The organism is Agromyces sp. G08B096 (assembly GCF_040267705.1).
Lineage (GTDB): Bacteria > Actinomycetota > Actinomycetes > Actinomycetales > Microbacteriaceae > Agromyces.
Map to the genome: position 1 here is coordinate 2773710 of NZ_CP158374.1, position 19371 is coordinate 2793080.

Annotated in this window: 18 protein-coding genes; 9 read left to right on the forward strand and 9 right to left on the reverse strand. The window is 71.8% G+C overall.

What is annotated here, in order from left to right; translation table 11 throughout:
• Positions 1–36 precede the first annotated feature (36 nt).
• Both ABIQ69_RS13300 and ABIQ69_RS13305 read right to left on the reverse strand, forming a co-directional pair.
• Positions 37–1314, reverse strand: coding sequence for an arginine deiminase (locus ABIQ69_RS13300; RefSeq protein WP_350347602.1), 1278 nt, complete (start codon positions 1312–1314; stop codon positions 37–39).
• A 167-nt stretch (positions 1315–1481) separates the two neighbouring features.
• Positions 1482–2471 carry a DUF5937 family protein gene (locus tag ABIQ69_RS13305; RefSeq protein WP_350347603.1) on the reverse strand — a complete coding sequence of 330 codons (990 nt, stop codon included), beginning with the start codon at positions 2469–2471 and terminating at the stop codon, positions 1482–1484.
• A gap of 109 nt (positions 2472–2580) precedes the next feature.
• Here ABIQ69_RS13305 and ABIQ69_RS13310 point away from each other — a divergent pair, with 109 nt between their 5' ends.
• The 9 genes from ABIQ69_RS13310 to ABIQ69_RS13350 all read left to right on the forward strand — a co-directional run bounded on the left by ABIQ69_RS13310 (position 2581) and on the right by ABIQ69_RS13350 (position 11791).
• On the forward strand, positions 2581–2871 hold the full coding sequence (locus tag ABIQ69_RS13310) for a DUF4287 domain-containing protein (protein ID WP_350347604.1): 291 nt from the start codon (positions 2581–2583) through the stop codon (positions 2869–2871).
• Positions 2872–2935: 64 nt separating this feature from the next.
• Complete coding sequence (locus ABIQ69_RS13315; protein ID WP_350347605.1) at positions 2936–3808, forward strand: 3-methyladenine DNA glycosylase; 873 nt, start codon at positions 2936–2938, stop codon at positions 3806–3808.
• A gap of 110 nt (positions 3809–3918) precedes the next feature.
• The gene (locus ABIQ69_RS13320) at positions 3919–5181 is read left to right on the forward strand and encodes an ABC transporter substrate-binding protein (RefSeq protein ID WP_350347606.1); all 1263 of its coding nucleotides are present in this window, start codon (positions 3919–3921) and stop codon (positions 5179–5181) included.
• A 97-nt stretch (positions 5182–5278) separates the two neighbouring features.
• Positions 5279–6226 (forward strand): sugar ABC transporter permease, encoded by a 948-nt coding sequence (locus tag ABIQ69_RS13325; RefSeq protein ID WP_350347607.1) that lies wholly within the window; start codon positions 5279–5281, stop codon positions 6224–6226.
• Complete coding sequence (locus ABIQ69_RS13330) at positions 6226–7194, forward strand: carbohydrate ABC transporter permease (RefSeq protein WP_350347608.1); 969 nt, start codon at positions 6226–6228, stop codon at positions 7192–7194. Before ABIQ69_RS13325 ends, ABIQ69_RS13330 begins: the two co-directional genes overlap by 1 nt.
• 5 nt (positions 7195–7199) lie before the next feature.
• A complete protein-coding gene (locus ABIQ69_RS13335) occupies positions 7200–9158 on the forward strand; it encodes a hypothetical protein (RefSeq protein WP_350347609.1) in 1959 nt (652 codons plus the stop codon).
• On the forward strand, positions 9151–9942 hold the full coding sequence (locus ABIQ69_RS13340; RefSeq protein WP_350347610.1) for a ribonuclease activity regulator RraA: 792 nt from the start codon (positions 9151–9153) through the stop codon (positions 9940–9942). Before ABIQ69_RS13335 ends, ABIQ69_RS13340 begins: the two co-directional genes overlap by 8 nt.
• Complete coding sequence (locus ABIQ69_RS13345) at positions 9912–10952, forward strand: aldo/keto reductase (RefSeq protein WP_350347611.1); 1041 nt, start codon at positions 9912–9914, stop codon at positions 10950–10952. The genes ABIQ69_RS13340 and ABIQ69_RS13345 overlap by 31 nt, the downstream gene beginning before the upstream one ends.
• Entirely contained in the window at positions 10952–11791 is an 840-nt protein-coding gene (locus ABIQ69_RS13350) for an amidohydrolase family protein (RefSeq protein ID WP_350347612.1), read from the forward strand. Before ABIQ69_RS13345 ends, ABIQ69_RS13350 begins: the two co-directional genes overlap by 1 nt.
• A gap of 36 nt (positions 11792–11827) precedes the next feature.
• On the opposite strand, the gene ABIQ69_RS13355 is transcribed toward ABIQ69_RS13350, so the two are convergent.
• The 7 genes from ABIQ69_RS13355 to ABIQ69_RS13385 form a co-directional block, all read right to left on the reverse strand.
• The gene (locus tag ABIQ69_RS13355; protein WP_350347613.1) at positions 11828–12499 is read right to left on the reverse strand and encodes a GntR family transcriptional regulator; all 672 of its coding nucleotides are present in this window, start codon (positions 12497–12499) and stop codon (positions 11828–11830) included.
• 48 nt (positions 12500–12547) lie between these two features.
• On the reverse strand, positions 12548–13165 hold the full coding sequence (locus ABIQ69_RS13360; RefSeq protein ID WP_350347614.1) for a GDSL-type esterase/lipase family protein: 618 nt from the start codon (positions 13163–13165) through the stop codon (positions 12548–12550).
• 75 nt (positions 13166–13240) lie between these two features.
• The gene (locus ABIQ69_RS13365) at positions 13241–14032 is read right to left on the reverse strand and encodes a siderophore-interacting protein (protein ID WP_350347615.1); all 792 of its coding nucleotides are present in this window, start codon (positions 14030–14032) and stop codon (positions 13241–13243) included.
• A gap of 105 nt (positions 14033–14137) precedes the next feature.
• The gene (locus ABIQ69_RS13370) at positions 14138–15928 is read right to left on the reverse strand and encodes a beta-galactosidase family protein (RefSeq protein ID WP_350347616.1); all 1791 of its coding nucleotides are present in this window, start codon (positions 15926–15928) and stop codon (positions 14138–14140) included.
• Positions 15929–16042: 114 nt separating this feature from the next.
• Positions 16043–17383 carry a sugar ABC transporter substrate-binding protein gene (locus ABIQ69_RS13375; protein ID WP_350347617.1) on the reverse strand — a complete coding sequence of 447 codons (1341 nt, stop codon included), beginning with the start codon at positions 17381–17383 and terminating at the stop codon, positions 16043–16045.
• A 51-nt stretch (positions 17384–17434) separates the two neighbouring features.
• Positions 17435–18247 (reverse strand): carbohydrate ABC transporter permease, encoded by an 813-nt coding sequence (locus ABIQ69_RS13380; protein WP_350350022.1) that lies wholly within the window; start codon positions 18245–18247, stop codon positions 17435–17437.
• A 119-nt stretch (positions 18248–18366) separates the two neighbouring features.
• Entirely contained in the window at positions 18367–19302 is a 936-nt protein-coding gene (locus ABIQ69_RS13385) for a sugar ABC transporter permease (protein ID WP_350347618.1), read from the reverse strand.
• Positions 19303–19371 lie beyond the last annotated feature (69 nt).

Below are 19371 nucleotides of genomic sequence, written 5' to 3' on the forward strand. Positions count from 1 at the left end.
GCGAGTCTTCCAGCATCCGCCGACAGCCGAGCCGGGTCATCCGACCGGATCCCGGGCGATGGGGCACGTGAGGCAGTGCGCGCCGCCGCGCCCGCGGCCGAGCTCGGCGCCGACGACGGGCCGCACCTCGACGCCGGCCCGCACGAGCCGGTCGTTCACCTCGGTGTTGCGGTCGTACGCATAGACCACGCCGGGCGCGATGGCGACGGTGTTGTTGCCGCCGTCCCACTGCTGGCGTTCGGAGAGGTCGGCGTCGGCGTCGCTGCGGACGAGGCGGAGTCGAGGCATCCCCATCGCTGCCGCGACGACGTCGACGAACGCCGCATCGCCGTGGTCCTCCACGCGGGGCGGTGCGTGGTCTGCGCCGGGGCGGAGCGTGAACGCGTGGATCTGGTCGACGACGGGCGGATGCACCGTGGCGAGGTCGGCGTCGACGAAGGTGAAGACGGTGTCGAGGTGCATCGATGCCCGCGCCCTCGGCAGGGCGGCGACGACGACGCGGTCGGCGGCGCCCCGCTCGAACAGGGCGGCGGCGAGCTGGGTGATCGCCTGCCGCGAGGTGCGCTCCCCCATGCCGATCAGCACGAGCCCGTCGCCCACCGTCATCACGTCGCCGCCCTCGAGGGTCGAGCGACCGGAGGCGCGCTCGGGGTCGCCCCACCAGACCTCCGTGCCGGTGTAGTCGGGGTGGAACCCGGTGACGGCTTTCATCAGCATCCCCTCGCCGCGGCGCGCGGGCGCCGACAGCGGGTTCAGCGTGAGGCCCGCACCGATCCAGCTGGTCGTGTCGCGCGTGTAGAGCGCGTTCGGCAGCGGCGGCAGCACGTACTCGCGCGCTCCGCCGGCGTCGCGGGCGAGTACGGCGAGCGGCGGACGCACGTCGTCGGGCAGCTCCGACGTCGCGAGGCCTCCGAGGAGGAGTTCGGCGAGCCGTTGCGCGGGAAGCTCGCCGAGATAGCCCCGGACGGGATCGACGAGCCCGAGTCCCACCTCGTCGGCCGTGACCAGCCGGTCGAGCAGCCAGTCGCGCGCCTCGGGCACCGCCATCGTCTCGGCGAGCACGTCGTGCAGCTCGACGACCTCCACGCCGGAGTCGCGAAGGCTCTCGACGAAGGCGGCATGGTCGTGCTGCGCGCGTTCGACCCAGAGGACGTCGTCGAAGAGGTAGTCGGCGGCCGTCGACGGGGTGAGCCTGCGGTGCGCGAGGCCGGGCGAGCAGACCAGCACCTTCCGGAGCACGCCCACCTCGGAGTGGACGCCAGGCGCCAGGTCGGCGCCCGCGACGTCGCCGGCCTCGAGCATCGTGTCGGTCATCGTGCCCCCGTTCGACGCCGGCGCCCGCGGCCGGCCGCCTGTGGCCCGAAGCTATCCCCGGCCCCGCGGACCGGTCAACACGGCGGCCGGGGGTTGCGCCCGCGGCATCCCTCGTGCTTCGCCGCCGCGTGCACCCGAGCCCCGACCGGGAGCCCGCCCGCCCGAGCTCAGAGCGCGGCGCCGACGACCGCCTCGCCGACCGGCGTGCGCAAGTGGAGCACGCGCGAGCCGTCGCGACGGGATGCCACGAGCCCGGCCTCGCGCAGCACCGTGAGGTGGTGCGACGCGGTGGACAGCGCGAGCCCGGCGTCGGCGGCGACCTGCGAGGTGGTGCGCGGCGCGTGCGCGGCCAGCAGGATGCCGGCACGCGCGGGCCCGAGGAGGGCGCCGAGGGCGCGTTCGGCCTCGGCCGGGTCGCGCGCCCAGGTCTCGGTGACGCCCTGCGCCGGGTAGAAGAGGGTGGGCTGGGCCGGCGGCTCCGTGAGCACGCTGCAGCCCGCCGAGCCCAGCACCGACGGCACGAGCACGAGCCCGCTGCCGCGGCAGTCGAGGACTTCGCTGTGCCAGCGCATCGCGACGCGCACGGCGTCGGACTCGAAGTCGACCGACCGGTGCAGGTCGCCGGCCATGGCCGCGATGCCCTCGGTCGCGATCCGCCGCGCCCGCACGGCGATGTCGGCCCGGAGGAGACGTTCGAGCTGGGTCCACACTGGCGCGAGCAGCGCCTCCCAGACCGACGTCCAGGCGTCGGCGACCATCGCCCTCGCCCGTTCGGGCTGGTCGCGCATCCGGGCGATCGCGTCCTGCCGCGCGCCGCTCGACCGGAGGAGCATCTTCTCGAGATCCACGCGCATGGGGCCCACCGGCACCTCGCGGAGCCGGGCCGCCTCGTCGGCGGGCGTCATGTCCCACGACGGCGTGGCGGTGAGGAAGTCGGGGAAGTAGCCCTCGGGTCCGATGAGCAGGGCCAGCACGTCGAACGACTCCCGCGGGACGCGGTCGCGGACGGCGCGCAGCCACCCCCACTGCAGCGGATGCTCCGCCGGGCGCTGCAGCACGCGGACGGCGTGGCAGAGCTCGTGCCCGGGCGAGATGCCGAACCGGATGGCCGAGAGGTCGTCGGGGGCGAGCCGGAACTCGACGAAGTTTCGATCCACGTCGAAAGCGTACCGGCGGCGCGGGCGGTGCCCGAGGCTGGGGGCAGCTCATCCACCCGCGGCAGGCACCTCATCCACCGCGCCCCGCGCCGACTCCACCGGAGGACCCATGTCGTTCCAGGCCTATCTCGACAACATCGAGGCCAAGACGGGCGTCACGCCCAGGCAGTTCATCGAGCTGGCGCGCGAACGCGGGTTCGACGAGACCACCAAGGCGACGCCGATCGTCGCGTGGCTGAAGGAGGACTACGGCCTCGGGCACGGCCACACCATGGCCCTCGTGCACGTCATCACGAAGGGCGACCGCATCAGCGCGAAGCACGTCGGCACCGACGGCACCCACGCCGACGACTCCGACCGGCTCTGGCTCGACGGCGCGGCGACGAAACCCGCGGGCTGAGGCCGGCGCCGCGCGGGCGTCTTCCGGGGCCGGCATCCGGCTGACTCGGACCTACCATCGAGGGGTGCCTCAGACCAGCCCCGCCGTCGTCCTCGACGCGGCCGAGTGGCGCGCCCGTGAGCAGGAGCACGCCGAGCGCGCCGATGCCCTGACGGCGGCCCGCCGGGCCCGCGCGGCGCGTGGCGAGCGGCATCCCGTCGAGGACTTCCTGTTCACCTACTACTCCTACTCGCCGTCGCTGCTGCGACGCTGGCACCCGGGCGCGGGCATCGAACTCGCCGATGCGGCTGACGAGCCGCGCGCGGCGTGGCGCTGGTATGCGCCGGGCGGAACGCCGGGCTCGCTGATGGTCGACCGGGCCGCCATGGAGCGCGAGAAGGCGCCGCTGCTGCGGACGATCGAGCGGATGCTCCGCCTCACCGCGTCCCGCCCTGGCGCCTTCGGCTGCTTCGGCCTGCACGAGTGGGCGATGGTCTACCGCCAGGCCGAGCACCGTCACCCGGTGCCGCTGCGGCTGGGGCAGGCCGCGACCGACGAGGTCGTCGAGACCCACGAGCTGCAGTGCACGCACATCGACGCGTTCCGCTTCTTCACCGACGACGCGGTGCCGCGGAACCGGTTCGCTCCGACCCGCGAGACGCAGCCCGAGCTGGAGCAGCCCGGCTGCCTGCACGCGAACATGGACGTCTACAAGTGGGCGGTGAAGCTCGGCCCGCTCCTGCCGGGCGAGCTGCTGCTCGACGCGTTCGAGCTCGCCCGCGACATCCGCACGCTCGACATGCAGGCCTCGCCGTACGACATGGAACCCTGGGCCGGCGAGCCGGTGCGGATCGAGACGCCCGAGGGCAAAGCCGAGTATGTGCGCCGGCAGCGGGCGTTCGCCGGCCGGACCAACGAGCTGCGGGCCCGGATCCTCGCGGCCTGGTCGCCGGCCTGAGGTGCGCAGCACGCTCGGCGAAGCCGGTGCTTGCATCCGTCAGCGATTATCGATTAGTCTCACATCCCAGATCGTGCCCCACTGTCGCTGCACCCACGAGAGGATCGATGATGATCACCACCCGCACCATCGCCGCCGGCGCCGCCGTCGCGGTCACCGCGCTCGCCCTGAGCGCCTGCTCATCGCCAGGCGCGAGCGAGGAGAGCGGAGACGTCGAGCTCCGCGTGCTCGTCAACGTCACCCCCAACCTCACCGAGGAATGGTGGAACGAGCTCGTCGCCCCGTTCGAAGAGGCCAACCCCGACATCGACGTCGTCATCCAGAACCCGGGCGCTGAGGGCGTCGCGGCCGCGGTCCCGCGCCTGCTCGCCGCCGGCGACGCCCCCGACATCGTCCAGTCGCAGGCCCCGTCGGTCGAACTCGCCCCCGAGCTCGTCGACCTGTCCGAGTACGAGTGGGCCTCCGAGGGCCCCCTCGCCGACCAGTACTCCATCGACGGCAAGTACTACATGGCCGGCATCGGCGTGCAGCTGCAGAGCCTGATGTTCTACAACAAGCAGGCCTTCGCCGACGCGGGCATCACCGAGCCGCCGACGACCCTCGACGAGCTCGACGACGCCCTCGCGAAGCTCAAGGCCGCGGGCTGGGAGACGCCTATCCAGACGGGCGGCGACTGGATGTCGAGCCACGTGCTGCAGGCGGTCGGGCTGCCCTCGATCATCGCCGAGTACCCCGACTGGTTCCAGGAGATGAGCGACGGCGAACTCACGTTCAGCGAGACCTACGGCCCCGCGGTCGAGCGCTACGCCGACTGGGTGGCGAAGGGCTACATCCCGAAGGACGCGCTCGGCGTGAAGTACCCCGACGCCGAGCAGAACTTCCTCGCCGGCGGCTCCGCGATCTACCCGATGGGCAGCTGGTTCGCCGGCACCGAGGCGAAGACGCCGGATGCCCCCGAGATCGGCGTGTTCCGCGCGCCGGCCGAAGACGGCATCGACAACCCGGCCATGGGCGCCAACATCGCGAGCCCCTACTTCATCATGAAGGCCTCCAAGCACCAGGACGCCGCGGCGAAGCTGCTCGAGTACCTCACCACCGACGAGGACGCGGTCGTCTCCCAGCTCGAGGTCGACGGCAACTTCCGCGACGGCTACGAGTACGAGACCACCGCGCTCGGCCAGGAGCTCGGCGCGATCGTCGCCGACACCCCCGCCAGCGACTACACCCCGACCGGCGGCGGCTACGGCGAGCGCAAGCTCCCCAACGGCTACTCCGACGAGATCAACGCCCAGACGCAGGCCCTCATCGGCGGCACGCCCGCCGCAGACGTCCTGTCGTCGATGGACGCGTGGTTCGCGGCGAACGCGAACTGACCCGCCTCCACGAGGCATCCTGATTCCCGGGCGCGGCGAATCCACACTCCCGGCGCCGCGCCCGGGCCCACCCCTTCTCGACGGAGGTTCACCCACGATGGCTGACACCGTGACCACCGCGCCCCGCGCCCTGCGCACCACGATCGAGCGGCGCCGCCCGGGCGCGCTCGCCGTCTGGCGCGGCCGCCTGCCGGGCCTCATCATGGGCGGGCCGGCCGTCCTGGTCTTCCTCGCGATGTTCATCATCCCGATGTTCCTCGCGTTCGTGCTGAGCTTCACCGACTGGAACGGCTACAGCCTCAACTTCAACTTCCTCGGGTTCGAGAACTACGAGCACGCGTTCCGCAACCCGCGCACCGTCGACGCCGCCATCTTCACCGCCGTCGTCGCGTTCTTCGGCACCATCCTCTGCAACGGCGTGGGCCTCGCGACCGCGGCCCTCATCTCCGGCCCCGGCCGGGCGAACACCGTCATGCGCACCGTGTTCTTCTACCCCTACATCATCAGCTCGCTGATCATCGGCTTCATCTGGTCGGCGATGCTCGCGCCCGAGGGCGTCGTCAACAGCCTCCTCGGCGGCGTCGGCATCCCGCCGCTGCCGTTCCTCACCGATGTGACGTTCGCGAAGGCGAGCATCATCCTCACCATCGTGTGGTCGCACTTCGGGTTCAACATGATCCTGTTCCTCGCGGGCATCAAGTCGGTGCCCGTCGAGTACTACGAGGCGGCGACCGTCGACGGGGCGACGCGCTGGCAGCAGTTCCGGAACGTGACGCTGCCCCTCATCGCACCGGTCGTCACCGTCAATCTCGTGCTCACCCTGGTCGGCCTCCTGAAGGTCTACGACGTCGTCCTCGCCCTGACGAACGGCGGCCCGGCCGGCTCGACGCAGACGATCGTGTTCCAGATCCTCAACGACTCCTTCGCCAACGCCGACCTCGGCTTCGGCGCCGCCCAGTCCGTGATCCTGCTCATCGTCACCGCCGTGCTCGGCCTCGGCGTGACCCTCGCCCGACGCGGCTCCGAGAAGAAGGTGGCCGACTGATGACCACGACGACGCAGACCAGCGTGAATCCGGCGGCCGAGGTGCTGCTGACCGATCCCGACGAGCTGGGCGCGAAGCGCCGGTTCCGGCTGCGCCGCCGCAGCCCGCGGCCGCCGGCCGGCACGAAGATCCGCACCTCCCTCGTCGGCGCGATCGTGAAGTGGGTGCTCCTCGGCGCCGGCGCCATCGTGATGCTCGTGCCCTTCTACATCATGGTGATCAGCGCCTTCAAGCCGCAGGAGGCGATCATCCGCGACCCGCTGATGATCTCGCCCGCGACGTTCACGCTCGAGTACCTCGGCGACGCGATCACGAGCGAGAAGTTCAACGTGATCGGCGCCTACGGCATTACCCTGCTGTTCGTCGCGCTGGTGAACCTCTTCGGCATCGCGCTGTCGGCGCCCGTGGCGTACGTCATCGCGCGTGGCCGGTCGAAGTGGCACCTCGGGCTGCTGCTGCTCTTCGTCTCGGGCCTGTTCATCCCCGGGCAGGTCACGCTCATCCCCGTGGTGTTCATCCTCCGGCTCCTCGGCCTCATCAACACCATCCCGGGGTTCATCCTCTTCGAGACGGCGGCGACGCTCCCGGTCACGATCTTCCTGTTCGCGGCGTACCTGCGCACCGTGCCCCGCGATATCGACGAGGCCGCCGCGCTCGACGGCGCCGGCCGCATCCGCGCCTTCTGGTCGTGCATCTTCCCGATCATGAAGCCCGTCGTCGCGACGATCGTGGTGCTGAACTCGATCAGCGTGTGGAACGACTTCGTCAGCCCGCAGATCATCCTCGGGCCGAGCTCGGGCATCTACACCGTCACGACCGGCGTGTACGCCGCCGTCGGCGAGTTCTCGACCGACTACACGACCGTCTTCCCGACGCTGCTGCTCGCCATCACGCCCGCCGTGGTCTTCTTCATCGTCATGCAGCGGCACATCATCGGCGGCCTCGTCGCCGGCGCGACGAAGGGATGACCCGGATGCCTCAGCCGTTCGTGCGCACCGTCCCGATGCGCGAGATCCCCGCCTGGGCGGTGCTCGAGCGCCGGCTCTTCGACGAGATCGAGGTCGCCTGGCGGCGCTTCGCCGAGCTGTACTGCGAGCCCGACGGCCGCATCCGCTACACCGGCGGGTTCCCCGACCGCGACGGCGTCGACGACTTCTACGAGCCGTTCTTCAACTGGCCGACGTTCCATGCGCTGGGCGGCAGCGACGAGATCCTCGACGCCGCGAAGCACCACTGGGAGGGCGTGACCCGGCAGCTCACCGAGGCCGGCATGCTGACCGACGAGTACGAGAACGGGTACGACTGGTTCCACCAGGGCGAATCGCTCATCTTCTTCTACGCGTTGTGCGCGGCCGACCCCGGCGACGAGCGGTTCGCCGAGCGCGCCCGCCGGTTCGCCGCGCTGTACACCGATCCGGCCCGCGGCAACTACGACCCGGCGAGGAACATGATCACCGCCCCGCACACCGGCGCGCTCGGGCCGCTCGAGGGCACCGGCCCGCAGTGGCAGGCCTACCGAGCCGAGCAGCGCGAGATGCGCGCGTACGGGCTGCCGCTCGAGCACCTCCCCGGCATCGAGCGCTGGGAGGACCTCGAAGACCCCGCGAACGCCGATGCCATGGGCCAGGCGATGCAGCGCCTCGCGGCAGGCGACGTGGCCGTGAACCTCGCGGCGACGAGTCTCGTGGCCAACCGCTGGCTCTACGACGGCGACCCGGCCTCGCGCGACTGGATCCTCCGATACGTCGACGGCTGGCGCGAGCGGGCCGCGGCGAACGGCGGCATGATCCCCGACAACGTCGCCCCGGACGGCACCGTCGGCGGCCTCCACGACGGCCGCTGGTACGGCGGCCACTACGGCTGGACCTGGCCGCACGGCCTGCCCTCGGTCGGCATGGGCGCGCTCATCGGCGGCATCAACGCCGCCTTCGTCGGCGGCGACGACGCGGCGCTCGACCTCACCAGGGTCATGCTCGACACCGTGCTCGACCACGCGATCACCGCGTCGGTCGAGGAGACGCCGATGAGCCTGCGCGGCGGCTGGCTCAGCCGGCTGGGCGCGGATGCTTCGAAGCCCGCCCTGCTCGTGCCGCACCGCTTCGGCCGCCACGGCTGGTTCGACTACGGGCCGATGCCGCTCGACCTGCCGACGTGGCTGTGGTGGACCTCCCGCGAGCCGGGCGACTGGGATCGTCTGCGGCGCGTGATGGCCGGCTACCCCGAGGCATCCGTCGACGTGAAGCCGTTCCGCGACAAGGCCGAGGCCGGCCACGAACTCCCGTGGCTCGCCTTCCTCGCCGGCGAGAACCCCGACTATCCGGCCCGGGCGCTGTCGATGGCGCTCGGTCAGGTGGCGCGGCGGATGGCGCTGATGGAGACCGAGCACCCCGACCCCGCGACCGTCCACATCCACTTCTGGCAGCGGGTGAACCCCGTGGTGACCGAGATCCTCGGCCAGCTGATCACCGGCACGCCGCAGGTGCTGTACAACGGCGGGCTGCCGTTCCAGGCGCTCGCGTACGAGGACGCCGACCGCGGCCGGCCGGGGCTGCCGCGCGACGTCGCCGCCCTCGTGTCGCGCCTCGACGGCGACCGCATCGACCTCACCCTCGTGAACCTCGCCCCCACCGCGACGCGGCGCGTCGTCGTCCGCGCCTCCCGCTTCGGCGAGCAGGACCTCGCCGAGGCGACCTCGTTCGGCGAGGAGGGCGGCGAGTACCCCGGATCCTCCGTCTGGTACACCTCCCGGCCGGGCGAGCCGGTCGCCGAGACCGTCGCGGTCGACGCACCCGAGCTCGTCGTCGAGCTGCCGCCGTCGCACCGGGCCGACCTCGTCCTCACGACCGTCGCGTCCCGACGCGAACCCCGCCACCGCCGCGGCACCGCCCTGCCGGCCGCGACGCACGAGAGCAAGGAGCACTCGCATGTCTGATTCCGTCACCCGGCTCGTCCGGCCGCCGTTCTCGCTGCCCGTCCGCGGCGACGAGTACACCCGGCCCACGGCCGGCGAGCTCGAGCGCCTCCAGCGGGTGTCGTCGGCCACCGCGTGCGCGAAGCTGCACGGCCTCGGCATCCGGCACTCCTTCGTCGACGGGCCGCGCCCGCTGAGCCCGGGCCAGCGGGTCGTGGGCTCCGCGCTCACGCTGCAGTTCATGCCGCAGCGCGAAGACCTCGCCTCGGGCCTCGGGCAGGAGTACGTCGAGCGCCACACCGCGCTCTGGGCCGTGATGGAGACCGTGCAGCCCGGCGATGTGCTCGTGATCCAGGCCTACGGCAGCCGCTTCTCCGGCGTCATCGGCGACATCCTCGCCCGCTACTTCAAGCGCAAGGGCGGCGCGGGCATCGTCGTCGACGGCCGCATCCGCGACTCGGGCCGAATCCGCGAGCTCGGCATCCCCGTCTGGTCGACGGGGACGACGCCGCACTACGCGTCGCAGTCCGAGCTCTTCCCGTGGGGGTACGACGTGCCGGTCGCCGTCGGCGGCGCACTCTGCCTGCCGGGCGACATCGTCGTGGCCGACGACGACGGCCCCGTGATCGTGCCGCAGGCGATGGCCGACGCGGTCATCACCGACGCGCAGGACCATGAGGACTGGGAGGTCTTCAGCCGGCAGCGTCTCGACGAGGGCGCCCGCCTCAGCGACTACTACCCGCTCACCCCCGACACGCGTGAGGAGTACGAGGCATGGCGTTCCGGGCGAGTCTCCGGCCTCTGAGCGACGGCGCGGGCCGCCCGGCTGATGCCGCAGCAGGCGGCGTCCCGGGCGCCGCCGCTCCCGACTGGCTCGGGCTCGGCTGCGCGCCGATCGGCAACCTCTACGCGCCCGTCGCGGAGGCCGACGCCGACGCGACGATCGCGGAGGCGCTGGCGCGGGGCATCCGCTTCTTCGACACGGCGCCGCACTACGGCGCCGGCGTCAGCGAGCAGCGGCTCGGCCGCTCCCTCGCCGGCACCCCGCGCGCCGACGTCGTGATCGCCACGAAGGTCGGCCGTCAGGTGGTCGACGCCGACGGACTGCCGGTCGCGCCGGGCGCGACGGGCGTCGACACGATCGGCGATCTCAGCCGCGACGGCGTGCTGCGCAGCCTGGAGGGCAGCCTCGCCCGGCTCGGCACCGACCGCATCGACCTGCTCTACCTGCACGACCCGGCGGATGTGGACGAGGCGCTTCGCGGCGCCATGCCCGAGCTCGAGCGGCTCCGCGATGAGGGCGTGGTGCGGGCCATCGGCATCGGCATGGTCCGGACGGCACCGCTCACGCGGTTCGCCCGCGAGAGCTCGCCCGATGTGATCATGGTCGCCGGGCGCACGACGCTGCTCGACCGGACTGCCGAGCTCGACCTGCTGCCCGCCGCACGTGAACGCGGCATCGGCATCGTCGCCGCGGGGGTGTTCAACTCGGGCGTCCTCGCCGATCCGGCGGGCTCGCCGTGGTTCGACTACAAGCCGGCGCCCGACGCGCTGGTTCGGCGCGCGCGTGCGCTCGAGGCGCTCTGCCTCGCGCACGGCGTCGAGCTCCGCCACGCGGCCGCACGCTTCGCCCTGCGCCTCGACCCGGTCGAGGCCGTCGTCGTCGGCGCGCGCACCGCCGACGAGGTCCGCGATCTCGCCGACGGGGCGGCGGCCGCGATCCCCGACGAGCTGTGGGCCGAGCTCGAGGCTGTGACGGCCGGCGCGGCTCCGGAGGCCGTGGCGCCCGCTCCCCCGACGGCACCGGTCCGATGATGCTCGACGCCCACGTGCACCTGTGGGATCTCGACCGGGTCCACCTGTCGTGGTTCCGTCCCGATCTCGCGCTACCGCGGGTCGTCACCGCGGAGGATCTCGCGCGCGCGTCTCGCGGGGCGGTGGAGGCGGCGGTCGCGGTGCAGGCCGGCGACACCCTCGGCGAGGCCGAGTGGCTGGCCGGGCACGCGGCGACCCACCCCATCATCCCGGCGATCGTGCTGCAGTACGAGGCCGGTCGACCCTGGGCCGGCATCGTGCAGCCGGTCGTCGATGCGTCCACGCGATCGGATGCCCCGCACCCCCGCGTCGCCGGCATCCGCGTGCCGACGCCGCAGGGCGCCGCCGATCTCTCCGACGTCCGCGGCCTCGACCGCCTCGCCGACGGCCTGGCCACGAGCGGTCTGGTGCTCGAACTGCTGATCCGCCCGGATCAGCTGCCGGCCGCGGCGGCCCTCGCGGCACGGCATCCCGAGCTCACCGTCGTGATCTGCCATCTCGGCCTCGGCCGCGGCACCCCCGACGCCACCTGGCGACGCGGTCTCGACGCGATCGCGGCGCACGACCGCGTCCTCGCGAAGCTCTCCGGCCTCCACGCCGACGGCGACGATGCCGCCAGGGTCGCCGGGATCGCGGCGACCGCGTTCGACGCGCTCGGCCCCGACCGGCTCATGTTCGGCAGCGACTGGCCCATGTCGGCGCGCGTCGCCCCGTATCCCGAGATCGTCGAACGCACCGCGGACGCGCTTCCCGAGCTGGATGCCACGGCCGCCGACGCGTTCTGGCACGGCACCGCCGCACGCGCCTACGCCCTGCCGGCACCGGCCGACGTGCGCTGAGCGCGCTGCGCTCGCGAGGCGCTGGAGCGATCGCGCCTAGGCGCCGGCCGGCTCCTCGCCCAGCAGCCGCCCGGCCGCGTGCGCCCGGAACAGCTCGGCGGCGTGATCGGCGTCGCCGCCCTCCAGCACCTCGAGCAGGTTGCGGTGCCACTCGGCGACGACGTGCCAGTCGCCCGCGAACTTCGGGTCGCCGAGCATCTGCATCGAACGGAGGCTCGGCTCGACGATGTCCCACATCTTCGGCAGGTACGCGTTGCCGCTCGCCTCGATGACGGCGCGGTGGAACACGAAGTCGAGCTCGCGGAACTCGATGAGGTTCTCCGCGTCGGCGGCGCGGTGCATCTCGTCGATGGTGGCGTTCAGGCGCGCGCGGTCTTCGTCGTCGAGGCGACCGCAGGCGAGCCGGCCGGCGAGCTCTTCGAGCGCGGCCCGGGCGACCTTCGCCTGCTCGGCCTCCTCGTCCGAGTAGGTGGCGACGAAGTTGCCCTGGTGCCGGACGTGCGTGACGAGCCCCTCGTGCGCCAGCCGCTTGAGCGCGTCGCGCACGGGCGCCTGGCTGACCTCGAGCTTGCGGGCGAGCTGCGACTCGACGAGCTGCTCGCCTGGCGCCAGCGAGGCATCCTTGATCATCTGCTTGATCAGGTCGTAGATCTGGTCGGAGAGCAGGCCGCGCTGCAGCCCCGGGATGGCGCTCAGCGAGTCGGACATGGCCATCATCGTAGCGTCCGATCGACTATCGACAGCGGATGCCGCATCTCAGCGTCCGCCGTCGTACGCGGCGAGCCACGCGTCGGCGATGAGCCGGTGGCCGCGCGGGGTGGGGTGCACGCCGTCGGGGGCGAGGTCGGCCGGAGCTGCCTCGGCCGCGGCATCCGTCATCGGCTGGTGCAGGGCGACGAATGCGGCGCCGTACTCGCCCGCGAGCTTCGCGACGACGGCTCGCTTGCCGTCGAGGTCGTCGAGCCACGCCCGCTGCTCGTCGCGCACGGGGACGAGGAAGGGTTCGACGAGGATGAGCCGCGGGGCTCGGGCCGCGCGTGCCGCGTCGAGGAGCCGGCGGCAGGTCGCCTCGAAGGCCTCGGCGGTCGTCTCGTCGTCGCGGTCGAAGCGGCGCCACATGTCGTTCACGCCGACGTAGACGGTGAGCACGTCGGGCGCGGCCGGGATCAGCTCGGTCTGCCACCGGCGCTCGAGGTCGACCGCACGATCGCCCGCGATGCCGAGGTTCAGCACCTCCTCGCCCGTGCCGCGTCCGGCGAGCGCGTCGACGATGAGGCTCACGTAGCCGTCGCCGTAGGAACGGGCGTCGGATCGGTCGCGGCCGCAGTCGGTGATCGAGTCGCCGATGAAGACGAGCCGGGCGGGGTGGGGCATTCGGGTCCTCCGCAGAATCGATGATCGATTATGAGTCTTCCCGATCAGGCTCCCCCGCGCAAGGCGAGCCCGGCGTCAGCGCGCGCGCCAGTACCCGCAGAACGTCACGTCGGTCTTGGGCACCCCGCGATCGTTGACGAGGTGGCGCCTCGTCCCGGTGGCGAGCTTCGACTCCCCCGCCGCGAAGGCGGTGAGCGTGCCCTCGAAGGCGGGCAGCTCCCGGAGGTGGGCGAGCGCGGCCTCGCCGGGCGCCTGGTCGGGGCGGCGCACGATCCAGTGCACCTCCACCCCCTCGGGAGCGTCCACCGGCTGCCGGTCGTCGAGGTCGGCGAGCTCGACGAGCGCGTCGCCGCGCGCACCGCGCGGGAGGTCGCGCAGGATCCCGACGACGGCGGGCAGCGCGGTGTCGTCGCCGACGAGGAGCGTGCGATCGGCGTCTGCGGGCGTGAAGCCGCAGCCCTGATCGATGAGCGCGACGGATGCCCCGAGGGGCAGGCTCTGCGCCCAGGGGCCCGCCACCCCGTCGTCGCCGTGGACGACGAAGTCGATGTCGAGCTCGCGAACCTCCGGCCGGAACTCGCGCACGGTGTAGTTGCGGATGACGGGCCGGGTCGCGCGCGGCAGGGTGAGGTACTTCAGGTACCCGGCCATGTCGTACGTGTCGGACAGATTGTCGAACCGCGTGTGGTCGGAGGTGGGCACGGCGAGCCGGAACCACTGGTCGAAGCCGAGGTGACGCCAGCCGGCGAGCTCGTCGCCCGCGACCGTCAACCGCACGAAGTGCGGCGAGATCTGGCGGGCCCCGACGACCTCGGCGGTCACGACACCGGTCTCGGCGTGGGTCACGGTGATGTTGCTCGACGCCATGGCCAGCCTTTCGAAGTTGAGGTAAGGCTTACCTTAGCCGAGCGAGGTCGGACACGCCATGCCGAGCCGCTCGCCGCCGACGATCGGCGCGCGGAGGCGGCGGCCTCAGATCTCGGTGTGCCCCAGCATCGGCCCCGCGACGAACCGCACGACCGGGTCGGCGAACGCCTCGAACTCGAGCACGACGAGCTCGTTCGCCCCCGCCCTGGTGACGGGCGACGGCACGATCAGCGTGCGCTGCGGACCGCGGCGCCAGTACCGGCCGAGCAGGAAGCCGTTGACCCAGACGAGGCCCTTGCCCCAGTCCAGCGTGTCGAGGTACAGATCGGCGGGCGCATCCAGTTCGAACCGCGCGGTCGCGTACGCCGGTCCGGCGGCGAAGCGGCCGGGCGCCGCCGAACCGTCTGCGTCGCGACTGGCGCCCGCTCCACGCGCACCGTCCGCGAGCCGCCGGAGGTCGAGCGGCCTCGCCCGCCAGCCGGTGACCTCGAGCCCGTCGAGCCGCACCCCGCCGATGAGGCCCTTGTGCTCGCCGATGCGGGGACCGTAGTCGACGCGTCCCTGGTCTTCGACCACGATGGCGAGTTCGCCTCGCGCCTCGGGCAGCGTGATCGCGCGTTCGTGCGCGTCGCGGGCCAGCACGCCGACCGGCACACGGTCGACGAGCACCCAGGCGCGGTCGCGCACCTCCTCGCCGACGGTGAGGGTGGCCGGGCCGCCGCGGTCGAGGCGAGTCGTGAAGATCGCCAGCCCGCGGTCGTGCGCGAGGTCGTCGAAGGTCGGCATGCGGTCGTGATCAGATGCCTCGCCGAGCGCGTCGGCGACCTCGAGCAGCGCCGGGCCGGGGCGGAGCGGCGCCTCGAGCGCCGGCGCGGCCGGGCGTGGCGGCGGCACCTCGTCGGGGACGGGCGCGTAGCGCGCGATGACCTCGCGGAAGGCGAAGTACTTCTCCGTCGGGTGCCCGCTCTCGTCGAGCGGTGCGTCGTAGTCGTAGCTTGTCGTGATGGGCGCGTAGCGGCCCTTGTCGTTCGCGCCGCTCGTGAGACCGAAGTTCGTGCCGCCGTGGAACATGTAGATGTTCACCGAGCCGCCGGCCGCGAGGATCGCGTCGAGCTCGGCCGCCGAGGCCGCGGCGTCCGTGAGGTGGTGGTGCGAGCCCCAGTCGTCGAACCAGCCGCACCAGAACTCCATGCAGACGAGCGGCCCGGTGGGCTGGAACTGCCGGAGCGTCGCCATCCGCTCGACCGCGCGCGAGCCGAAGGAGCCGGTGAGGTGCAGCCCGGGCAGGCTGCCGGCCGCGAGCATCTCGGGCGTCGGCTGGTCGATCGTGGTGAGCGGCACCGTGATGCCCGCCTCGCGCGTGACCTCGACCAGGTGCCGGAGGTACGCCGGGTCGTTGCCGTACGCGCCGTACTCGTTCTCGATCTGCACGAGCACGACCGGGCCTCCGGCGTCGATCTGCCGCGGCGCCACGATCTCGTAGACCCTGCGGAGGTACGCCGACACGGCGTCGAGGTAGCGGGGCTCCGCACGCCGCACGCCCACCTCGGGGTCGCGGAACAGCCAGGCCGGCAGCCCGCCGTTGTCGAACTCGGCGCAGATGTACGGCCCGGGGCGGACGATGGCGTGCAGCCCCTCGGCCGCGACGAGGTCGAGGAAGCGGCCGAGGTCGAGGCCGTCGTCGGCGACCCACTCGCCGCGCCGCGGCTCGTGCTGGTTCCACGCGACGTAGGTCTCGATGGTGTTCAGCCCCATGAGGCGCGCCTTGCGGATCCGATCGGCCCAGAGGTCGGGGTGCACCCGGAAGTAGTGCAGGGCGCCGGCGATGATGCGGACCGGCTGCCCGGCGAGCTCGAAGTCGGTCTCGCCGATGGCGAAGCGGGAGGTGACGCTCACGTGAGAGGCATCCGTTTCTGGTCGTGGGTCGGGAGGGCGCGGTCGGCGGGCGGGCGGGTGCGGGTGAATGGCGGAGGCCGGCCGGGGGCGCCGGCCGGCCTCCGCGCGGGTCCGCTACTCGGAGACGGTGAAGCCCTGCTTCTGGCCGTACTCGACGAGCTGCGACTGCCACTCGGCGAGCCCGGCGTTCAGGTCGGTGCCGTTCGCGTACGCCTGGCCGACGGTGTCGCCGAAGATGCTGTTCGCGTACACCTGGTACGGCAGGTACGACCAGCCGGTCGAGACGTCCTTCGAGGCCTGCGTGAGCACCTCGTTGATCTTCTGGCCGCCGAAGTACTCCGACGCCGCACCGACGAACTCGGGGTCCTCGAGTTCGTTCGTCGTCGCCGGGAAGCCGCCCGACTCGAGGAAGACGTCGATCGAGGCCGGGTCGTTGTTCAGCCAGCGGAGGAACGCCGCGGCGAGTGCCGGGTTCTTCGACTGCTTGGTGACCGACTGGCCGCCGCCGCCATTCTCGGCCGTCACGGGCGTGCCGTCGTACGTCGGCATCGGCGCGACGCGCCAGTCGCCAGCGGCGTCGGCGACGCTCGACTCGAGCACGCCGGGCATCCAGGCGCCCGTGACGAGGGTCGCGATGGACCCGTCGCCGAGGCCCTGGTACCACTCGTCGGTCCAGCCGGGCGTCTGCGAGAGCAGGCCCTCCTCGACGAGCTGGTTCCAGACGCCGGTCCACTGCTGGGTGCCCTCGTCGGCGAGGTCGATCGTGACGTCGGTGCCGTCGATGGAGAACGGGCGGCCGCCGGCCTGCCAGATCATGCTCGTCGCGAAGCCGGCGTCGCCGGTGTCGCTCGTGATGTACTTCGTCGGGTCGGCCGCGTGCAGCTGGCGGGCGGCCTCGACGTACTGGTCCCACGTCTCGGGCACGGCGATGCCGTACTGGTCGAACACGGTCTTGTTGTAGAACAGCGCCATGGGACCGGAGTCCTGCGGCAGGCCGACGAGCTTGCCGTCGACGTTCACGGCGCCCCAGGTGGAGGCACTGTAGTCGTCTTCGAGCTCGTCGAGCCCATACTGGCTGAGGTCGACGAGCGCGTCGGAGAGGGCGAACTGCGGCAGCGCGTAGTACTCGATCTGCACCACGTCGGGCGCGCCCGAGCCGGCCTTGATCGCGTTCTGCAGCTTCGTGTACTCCTCGGTGTTCGTGCCGGCGTTCACCAACTCGACGTCGACGTTGGGGTACGCCTCCTCGAACGCGGCGACCTGCGCCTCGGCGCTCGGAGTCCAGCTCCAGTAGGTCAGCTCGCCGCCGGCTTCGAGGGCGGCGTCGAGGTCGGTGGCGTCGCCCGAGCCGGCGTCGGTGCCGCCGGACGAGCAGGCGGCGAGCGAGCCGATCGCCAGGGCGGCGGTCGCGGCGACCGTGAAGGTGCGCCGCAGGGCGGAGCGCGAGGTGCTCATGGTGTCCCTTTCACTTCCTTGTGCTGTGCGTGGTGCGTGGGTGGATGCGCGTCATTGCTTGACGCTGCCGGCGCTGAGCCCCGACTGCCAGAACCGCTGGAGTCCGAGGAAGGCGACGACGATGGGGATGATCGTGAGGAGCGACCCCGTGATCACCAGGTTGTAGATGGGCTGGGCGCTCACGCCCGTGGCCTGCGCGTTCCACTGATTGAGGCCGACGGTGAGCGGATACCACGTCGGGTCGCTCAGCATGATGAGCGGCAGGAAGTAGTTGTTCCACGTCGCGACGACGGTGAACAGCAGCACCGTGACGATGCCTGGCGCGAGCAGCCGGATCGAGATGGTGAAGAACGTGCGGAACTCGCCGGCGCCGTCCATCCTGGCGGCCTCGAGGAGTTCGGTGGGCACCGAGTCGACGGCGTAGACCCAGATCAGGTAGAGCCCGAACGGGCTGATGAGCGACGGGATGATGATCGCCCATGGCGTGTTCGTGAGCCCGAGCTGGCTGAACATGAGGAAGGTCGGCACGGCGAGCGCGGTGCCCGGCACGGCGATCGCTCCCAGCACGACGGCGAAGATCGCGCGGCGCCCGGCGAAGCGGAACTTCGCCAGGCCGTAGCCGGCGAGGGTCGCGAGGAGCGTGGCGCCCCCCGCGCCGACCACGACGTACAGCAGCGTGTTGCCGAGCCAGCGGAGGAAGATGCCGTCTTTGTAGGTGAGCGTCTCCCAGACGTTCTGGAAGAGCACGAAGTCGTCGTCGAACCAGAGGCCGAAGCTCGAGAACAGGCCGGCTTGCGTCTTGGTCGCGTTGATCACGAGCCAGAGCAGCGGCACGAGCGCGTATACGGCGAAGATCGCCATCATGATCGTGAACGCGACGGACTTGCGGGGGCGGAGGCCCGAGCGCGCCGGGCGGCGGGCGGTGTCGCGTCGTCCGCGGCGGCCGGCCGGGGCATCCGTGGTCATGGCCTCGGTGAGCGTGGTCATCGCTCCTCCTTCCGCGAGCCGCGCAGCTGCACGACGTAGGCGATGACCGCGGTGATCACGCCCATGACGATCGCGACCGTGGCCGAGTAGTTGTACTGCTGCCCGCTGAAGCTGAGGTTGTAGGCGTACATGTTGGGCGTGAAGTACGTGGTGATGATGTTCGGCGCGAGCGTGCGCAGGATGTTCGGCTCGTTGAAGAGCTGGAAGCTGCCGATGATCGAGAAGATCGTGGCGATGACGATGGCGCCGCGGAGCGCGGGCAGCTTGATGCCGGTGACGACCCGCCACGGGCCGGCGCCATCGAGCTCGGCGGCCTCGTAGAGGTCGCCCGGGATGACCTTCAGCGCCGAGTAGAAGATCAGCATGTTGTAGCCGACGAACTCCCAGGTGACGATGTTGCCGATCGACGCGAGGATCCAGTCGCGGGAGAACGGCGCGAAGACGGATGACCCGAGCCAGTCGTTGAGGTTGCCGACGAGCCCGAACTGGTCGCCGTAGATGAAGCCCCACATGAGCACGGCGACGACCGCCGGGACGGCGTAGGGCAGGAAGATCGCGATGCGGAAGAAACCGGAGGCGTGCAGCCTCGCCGAGTCGATGGCGAGCGCGGCGACGAGGGCGAGGCCGAGCATGATGGGCACCTGCACGACGAGAAAGAGCAGGACCCGCCCGAAGCCCTCCCAGAACTGCGGATCGGAGACGAGCTCGGCGTAGTTCTCGAGCCCGACGAAGGCGTTGCCGCCGACGAGCTGCTCGCGGAAGAGGCTCAGGTAGAGCGAGTACGCCACTGGGGCGATGAAGACCAGGAGGAACACGATCAGGAAGGGCGCCGTGAAGGCGAGGCCCTTCCACTCGCTGCGCTGCCTCGTGCGGATGCGCCGCGGTGCCGGCGGGGGCGCCGCGACCGTCGTCGGCGGGGACGTCGTCGTCATGCGGGTTCGATCCAATCATGCATGTTCACGTCAACATGCTGCGCGGTCACCGTAGCATGTTGACGTGAA